This is a genomic window from Ktedonobacterales bacterium (genome assembly GCA_036557285.1).
In the GTDB taxonomy this organism is placed as follows: domain Bacteria; phylum Chloroflexota; class Ktedonobacteria; order Ktedonobacterales; family DATBGS01; genus DATBHW01.
Window position 1 is genome coordinate 68,938 of record DATBHW010000016.1, and the last position, 6,600, is coordinate 75,537.

The following is a 6,600-nucleotide window of genomic DNA, read 5'->3' on the forward strand; positions in this document are numbered from 1 at the left end:
TTCACTATCCTCCAGGCGGATCGCCAGGAAGGAATCGCTTCTATGTCAACAGAACAAAACACTACCAACCCTCTCTCTGAGGAGCTTGCCAACCTGACCGAGTTGGTGCGCGCCAGCGTCGTGCAGGTGCATGAAGGGAGCCGAGGCATCGGGTCAGGCATCATCTGGCGTCTCGAAGCGCCCGATGCTGACGGCGAAGCCGACGCGACTATCATCACCAACGCCCACGTTGTACGCGCCGCTGGCGAAAAGACGCTCACATTGCAGCTTGCCGATAACCGCAAGATTCAGGGGACGCTTATCGCCGTCGATCCGGCGCACGATCTGGCTGCGCTGCGCGTGCATACCAGCAGCCTTCATCCGGCGCAGATCGGCGACTCCACAAAGCTGCGAGTGGGCGAACTGATGCTGGCGGTAGGCCATCCGCTTGGGCGCATTGGGGCGCTGACGTTTGGCGTCTTGGCGGCTCGCGCGCCCGCCGATCCCGACATACGGCTTGAGCCAATCGAGCCTGCCAGGGACGCGGAAAAGCACCCGGCGTCAGATGGCGACACACCCCCAGGACGGGAGAGGCGGCTGCAAGGGGTAGATTTTATTCAGGCAGATATTCGCCTGTATCCTGGTAACTCCGGCGGGCCGCTGGCCGACGCGCAGGGCCGCGTCGTCGGCGTCAACGCGATGGTTGGCGGGGGTCTGGCCTTTGCCATACCCAGTCGCGTTGTGGAACAATTCCTGTTAGAAGTCGGCCAGGCAACATCGCAGGTATATCTTGGCGTGCAGGTGCTTACCGCGCCCCTACCCGCAGCCCTACGCCAGCGGTTGGGCATCCAGCAAGAGACAGCGGCGCTGGTGTTGGAGGTAGAAGCTGGCAGCCCCGCAGAAGCAGCGGGCATAATAGTAGGTGATGTCGTGTTAGCGGTTCAAGGACAGGCCGTCCACGATGTTCAGTACATCTCGCGGCTCTTGCGCCGCGCCAGGCCAAGCAGCGGCCAGGGATTGACGCTCTCGCTGCTGCGCGGCGGCGAGCGCCTGGAACTCTCGCTGCTCCCAGAGGTACGCGCCGCTGCATAACATATTTTTGATAAGAGCCTGACGTGCCAGGAGACCCTGATGTGGGAGGCATTCTCTTCCCACTCAGGGCTGCTGGCGCGAACAACTATTTTTCATCTGCACAGAGAGGCGACCCAGCAGTGCGTGTCTACGTTGTCTCAACTTATCCAACCGTTCGCGCCGGACTCAGCGCGCTGGTGCGCGGGCAAGAGGGCTGGACGGTCATCGGTGAGATGGCTCCAGATGCCATCCTGCGCGCCAGCAGCGCGGGCCTCATCAGTGATCGTGAAAATCCGCCGGATGTCGTGCTGGCTGATCTGGACGGTTCAGAGGACAGCGATGCTATTGATGCGTGGTTGGGGGCGCTGCGCCCACAGCGCGGCATCGTGGTCCTGGGCGCGTCTCAATCTCCCAACTCTAACACCCGCAGAGATCAAGAACTATTACGACTCCTGGGAAGTATGGCGCGCGTCGTTGCCGACCAGAGCTTAGGTTTTGGCGCGCTCCAACGTGACGCTACCGGCGAAGAGATTGTGGCCGCTATCTCTGCCGTTGCCGGTGGCCTGATTACCCTTGACCGCCGACTGGCGAGCGACCTGCTAGCGCCCCCCGAACGCGCGCAGCCACCGATGCCTGAGCGCCTGGCAGATGCCGAGGAGCCACTTACCGCGCGAGAATTAGAGGTGCTGCAACTGCTGGCAGAGGGATTGCCCAATAAACTGATTGCCGCGCAGTTGCACATCAGCGAACACACCGCAAAGTTTCACGTCTCCGCGATTATGCTGAAGCTCGGCGCGGCGAGCCGCACAGAAGCCGTGACTCTAGCTGCCCGGCGCGGCCTGCTGATTCTTTAAGAGAAACTGGGAAATTATCGGATTGGATTTCTCTTTTTTCTGATAGGCTCTAGGTTCCACCAACTATTGGGGGGACGCCACTTGTAGCGCCGCCATCTTGGCGGCTAACGCTGCGCCAGGGCGAACGTTCGCCCGCCAGGCCACCGGACCAGCAGGCCAGCGTTGAGCCGCCTGGAAGGGACGCGCGAGCGAGCGCAGCGAGCGAGAGTGCCGAGGCCCAGCCGAGGCAAGCGGCCCTCCCCGAAGGGGGGCGGCGCTACAAATAACGGGTCTCGCTTGCTAACACCTCATTTTTGGTGGAACCTAGGCTCCCACACGGTTGCATCCTCAAGGGAACATGATATTCTTGAGTAAAAAAGAAAGGGGATGTAATGGCTGAGCAAGAACCACTCTCAGCGCCCACAGATCGGGCGATGGAAATCGTGCTAGAGGTGAGCGATCTGGAGCGCGCCGCCTACTTTTATCGGGACGTGCTGGGTATGCCAGAAGTCACACGCTTCTCAGCAGAACGCCCTGCAATCTGGGTGAAAGCCGCGCCCGGAACCTACCTTGGCTTGTGGACCGCTCAGGCTGGCGGCCCGGGCGTCGGCATTCACGGCTCGCGGGGCGGCGCCCATGTCCACCTGGCTTTTCTCATCCCGCAGGACCAGCTTCAGGGCATCGAAAACCGTCTGCTCGCCGCTGGCTTCTCTCCTGACGGGCGAGTAGAGTTCCAACCAGAGCAGCATTCGCTTTTCGTCCACGACCCCGATGGCAACGTGATTGAATTTGCCGATTGGGCGCGTTCATGGGAGGGTCTTCCCGTCGAGCGGTGAGCCACTTGTAACGCTCGCCGGTCTAGGAGCCAGCCGGTTTAGGAGCCACAGGCTGAGCAGGCGCGGCGCTCGGCTTCGGGGCGGCAGGAGCGGCAGAAATCGCATTCCCCGGCAGTAGGGGCGCGCCCGCGCTGATATTGAAGGGCTGCCCAATTGCCATATTGGGCGCAGAGATGATGCCATGCTGCGCCATCAGCATCGCTGTATAGTAGCGCACAGCGTCAACTTCGCTCAACCCAAACGCCTTCAGCGCAATCAGGGAGCGCATGCGCTCGTCACGTGGGAAGATCAGCACCTTGACGGTATCGAGCGCAATCCCATAGCCAGCCAGGAACTGCTGAAGGTGCTGGAAAACAACTTGCGTCAGGTCGTGAATCTTTTCATTGACCGATTCCAGCCGCGTTACCTGAATCACCTGATTGATCGCCTGCTCAACCACCGGCCCGGCATACACGTTCACTTCAGCCGTTGTCAGCGCGTGACCTCGATAGGGCATGTGCTGGACCAGGCGCACCGCATCCTGCGCCGTGTTGACGTGAATATAATAATCTACATCATAGCTCATCTCGGCCATTTCACGCGAGAGCGCCAGCCCTCTCGTCTTCACCACCAGTTTTGCCCGATTGATGTAGAGCGCCTCGTATTGCCAGGGACTCTGACCACCGTAAAACGCCTGCTGGATCGAACCGAAAATAGGCCGCTGTGGCGTAGCGATGGGGTACTGCCCCGTCTCGAAGACGTTGAGAATGGCCCCGCGCGACTTCAAGACGCAGAAATGGTTGCTCTCCACCGTGAGCAGTGCCCCGTTCAGGATGTCGTTGCGGGGATAATGCCAGAGCAAAATCTCTGGCCCCATAATCTCTTCACCATCGGGGCCAAGGGTAGAAATAACCTGGGCTAGCGCCATGCCGGGTTCCTCCTGTTGAGCAAAAATGCTCCGCTACACAACACGTTGCTTATGTTCCTACGGCTGGCTCGGTAAAGGGATGCTCGCGGCGGCTCATACGCGCGATCACGGCAATGGGGAACACGAGCCAGGCCAGATTCGCCAGGATAACCATGACAAGCTGGGGGCTGGCGTGGGGGCCGTATATCTCTTCGGAGAGAATGATGATCACGTTCGTCATCATCACCGATGCCCAGATGATGCTGGGGATGCGTATCCAGTCTTTGCCCTTGATATACGAATAGATGGCGCAGGCGTAGAACGGGCCAAAGAAGAGCGAATCAATCCAGATGGTAGCCTTCCACCAGGGGGGCCGGGCCAGCAGCAGGGGATCATACGTGCGCCCCCACCAGTGAATCATATCAACCAGCGGCGGAGGCGGCCAGATGGGATATTGGAAATGGAACGGGTCGGGGATAATGATCTGTTCAATATCAACAATATAGGTAATAAACAATAGATTCACGAGGAAGAAAGCCACAAACAGAAGATCGAGCCGACGACGGCTCAGCGGGATTGGCGCGCGCGCGCTCCTCTTCGCTTGCTCCGGCGAACTGGCGAGCGCCGCTGTCTGTTGGGTTGACTCTGACAAGAAACCAGCTCCTTCCCTCACTCTGCATACAACTGGCTTGATACCATCATAGTCTATCAGTCAAGCGCCCTGTCTTGTCGGCTAATAGAAGCTGGCAGGTGTACTCAGCCTGGCGCGGAAGCGGGCTACCGACTCAGGGTTGGCGTCCGCGCCCACACGCGCCAGGAAGATATTGGCCGGGTCCATCAGTAAGTTGGGTTCGGTTGCATACATCTGCTCAAAGCCCATTTTCTGGAAGAGGCCGCGAATCATGGCCCCATAGCGCATGCTTCCCAACCGGGTTTGCTCTAAGTCCCAGTGCCAGGCATAGCCCAGGGCAAAGAGAATCACCTTAGCGAAATAAGCTGGCTCCAGGGCGAACTTCAGTAGTTCACCTGCCAGCCCTAATTTGCGCCAGTTGGCGCTTACCTCAATGGCAACCTCATAGAGATCGTGAATGCCTTCCCACCAGCCATCGCCCGCGCAAATGCTGACCTGCCCAACCATAACGCCTTCGGGGGTATGCGCGACCACCAGTTCAGAATCGGGCCGTGTGGCGATGCGCTTCAGCAGTTCCTGCTCTCGATCAGCGCGGCGGGCGAAGGATTGCAAGCCCTCATCGGGGATTAAACGCTCCACCAGCGAGGGAGGACACCAATCGCGCAAGAGGATCGTTCCGCGCGCCGTCTTCAGCGTTTTGACACGCGGTTCTGGCGTCTGTCCACCCAGGCGCAGCAGGTCTGGCACGCCCGCGCTGAGGGCTTCCGGGCGCACCGCCGGAAATGGCCCCTCCGGTACATGCGGATGCGCGTGTGGATACGCCTGGCGCACCTGCGCTGGTAGGAAGAGGCGGCGCGCCTGGGCCACGACGCGGCGGTTGTGGCGTTCAATTTCGGCGCGGCGCGGCTTCATCGGAAAGTCAGCCGGGTCGTCCAGAAAGCGCGGCGGCAGCGCATCCTGGCTCTCGGCCTGCCAGCGATCAAGCCAGGCAGCGGGTATCTCTTCAGGCAGCGCCCTCCCCGATAGCTCCGACCAGACCAGCGCCCAGGCTCGCGGCACAACGCGATAGATGTCGTAGCCGCCGCCGCCCAACGCCAGCCAGCGCCCCTGGCAATGCTCGTGCGCAAGCTCATGCGTCAATTTGGCCTGGGCCGCCGTCGCCTGTGTCGTCAGCGACAGGTGCGTCAACGGATCCCAGCTATGCGTATCACAGCCATGCTGGCTGACAATCACATCAGGATGAAAGGCGGCTACCAGAGAAGGCACAAGCGCCTGCACCGCCTCCAGCCAGGAACCATCCTCGGTGAAAGCATCCACCGGAATATTGACGCTGAAGCCGCGCCCGGCTCCCTGGCCCAGTTCAAGTACGTCGCCCGTCCCAGGAAAGAGGTAGCGGCCCGTCTCATGAAACGAAACCGTCATCACACGCGGTTCGTCGTAAAAGGCCCACTGAACGCCATCGCCATGATGCCCATCGTAATCCACATAGAGGATACGCGCCTCGTATTCGCGCAGCAGCGCCGCAATCGCCACCGCTGCATCGTTATAAATGCAAAAGCCAGAGGCGCGATCACGCATCGCGTGATGCAGGCCGCCAGTTGGATTGAAGGCATGGCGGGCCGTTCCGGCCATCACCGCCCGCGCTGCTGCCAGCGTCCCGCCGACGATCCGCGCCGAAACGTTGTGCATCCCCTCAAAGATCGGGTTATCCCCCATCTCAAACCCGTATAGTTCCGGGTTCATCACCCGCTCACCCGTAAAATCATCAGCGCCTCTGGCGGCGGGCGCTTGCCTCGGCTGGGCCTCGGCATTCTCGCTCCCGTTGGTCGCTCGCGCGCCCGCGCCGCCAGAGGCGCTCAAGCGTTCCACCGCCTCCACATACTGAGGACTATGCACTAATGTCAATTCTTCACGGCTCGCCTCTTGTTGAATCAACACCTCCTGATTCCCAGGCTGGAGGATGCCAACCGTTTCCAACAGGTCCACCAGCAGCAGATGGCGGCGTGGGCGCAGGGGATGCTCCCGCCCAAAGTCGTACTGGCCCAACTGCGGGTCGTGCACGAAGAGAACCCCAGCCTCTTTCGATGCGGCTGTCCTGGGAACTGCTTTCTGGTTGTGTGGCTGCGTGGAATCACCAGCCTGGCTCATAAGTGTGCCTCCTCAGTGATAACAGTAGGGCTAACTCTCTTACACCGACGCTTTGTAAGCAATCATATCAGCAATGTGCCTCCGCTGGTAAGAGGAAAGCGGCGCTTGGTTCTACCAAATCTGAGGTGTTGGCAAGCGAGACGTGTTACTTGTAGCGCCGCCATCTTGGCGGCCAGCGTTGGCCTGCTGGTCCGCTGGCCGCCAAGATGGCGGCGC

General features: G+C 60.4%; 6 protein-coding genes. 3 read left to right on the forward strand and 3 right to left on the reverse strand.

What is annotated here, in order from left to right; genetic code table 11:
* Positions 1-42: 42 nt before the first annotated feature.
* The 3 genes from VH599_05640 to VH599_05650 all read left to right on the forward strand — a co-directional run bounded on the left by VH599_05640 (position 43) and on the right by VH599_05650 (position 2,719).
* Positions 43-1,071, forward strand: a complete 1,029-nt coding sequence (locus VH599_05640; protein HEY7347782.1) for a trypsin-like peptidase domain-containing protein — start codon at positions 43-45, stop codon at positions 1,069-1,071.
* A 23-nt stretch (positions 1,072-1,094) separates the two neighbouring features.
* Positions 1,095-1,904, forward strand: a complete 810-nt coding sequence (locus tag VH599_05645; protein HEY7347783.1) for a response regulator transcription factor — start codon at positions 1,095-1,097, stop codon at positions 1,902-1,904.
* 371 nt (positions 1,905-2,275) lie between these two features.
* Positions 2,276-2,719: a VOC family protein gene (locus VH599_05650; protein ID HEY7347784.1), complete on the forward strand. Its 444-nt coding sequence runs from the start codon at positions 2,276-2,278 to the stop codon at positions 2,717-2,719.
* 22 nt (positions 2,720-2,741) lie between these two features.
* Here VH599_05650 and VH599_05655 read toward each other — a convergent pair whose 3' ends face one another.
* The 3 genes from VH599_05655 to VH599_05665 form a co-directional block, all read right to left on the reverse strand.
* Complete coding sequence (locus VH599_05655; GenBank protein ID HEY7347785.1) at positions 2,742-3,626, reverse strand: SPFH domain-containing protein; 885 nt, start codon at positions 3,624-3,626, stop codon at positions 2,742-2,744.
* Between the two features lie 49 nt (positions 3,627-3,675).
* Positions 3,676-4,257, reverse strand: a complete 582-nt coding sequence (locus tag VH599_05660) for an emopamil-binding family protein (GenBank protein ID HEY7347786.1) — start codon at positions 4,255-4,257, stop codon at positions 3,676-3,678.
* A gap of 81 nt (positions 4,258-4,338) precedes the next feature.
* Positions 4,339-6,384, reverse strand: coding sequence for an acetoin utilization protein AcuC (locus VH599_05665; GenBank protein HEY7347787.1), 2,046 nt, complete (start codon positions 6,382-6,384; stop codon positions 4,339-4,341).
* Positions 6,385-6,600: the final 216 nt, after the last annotated feature.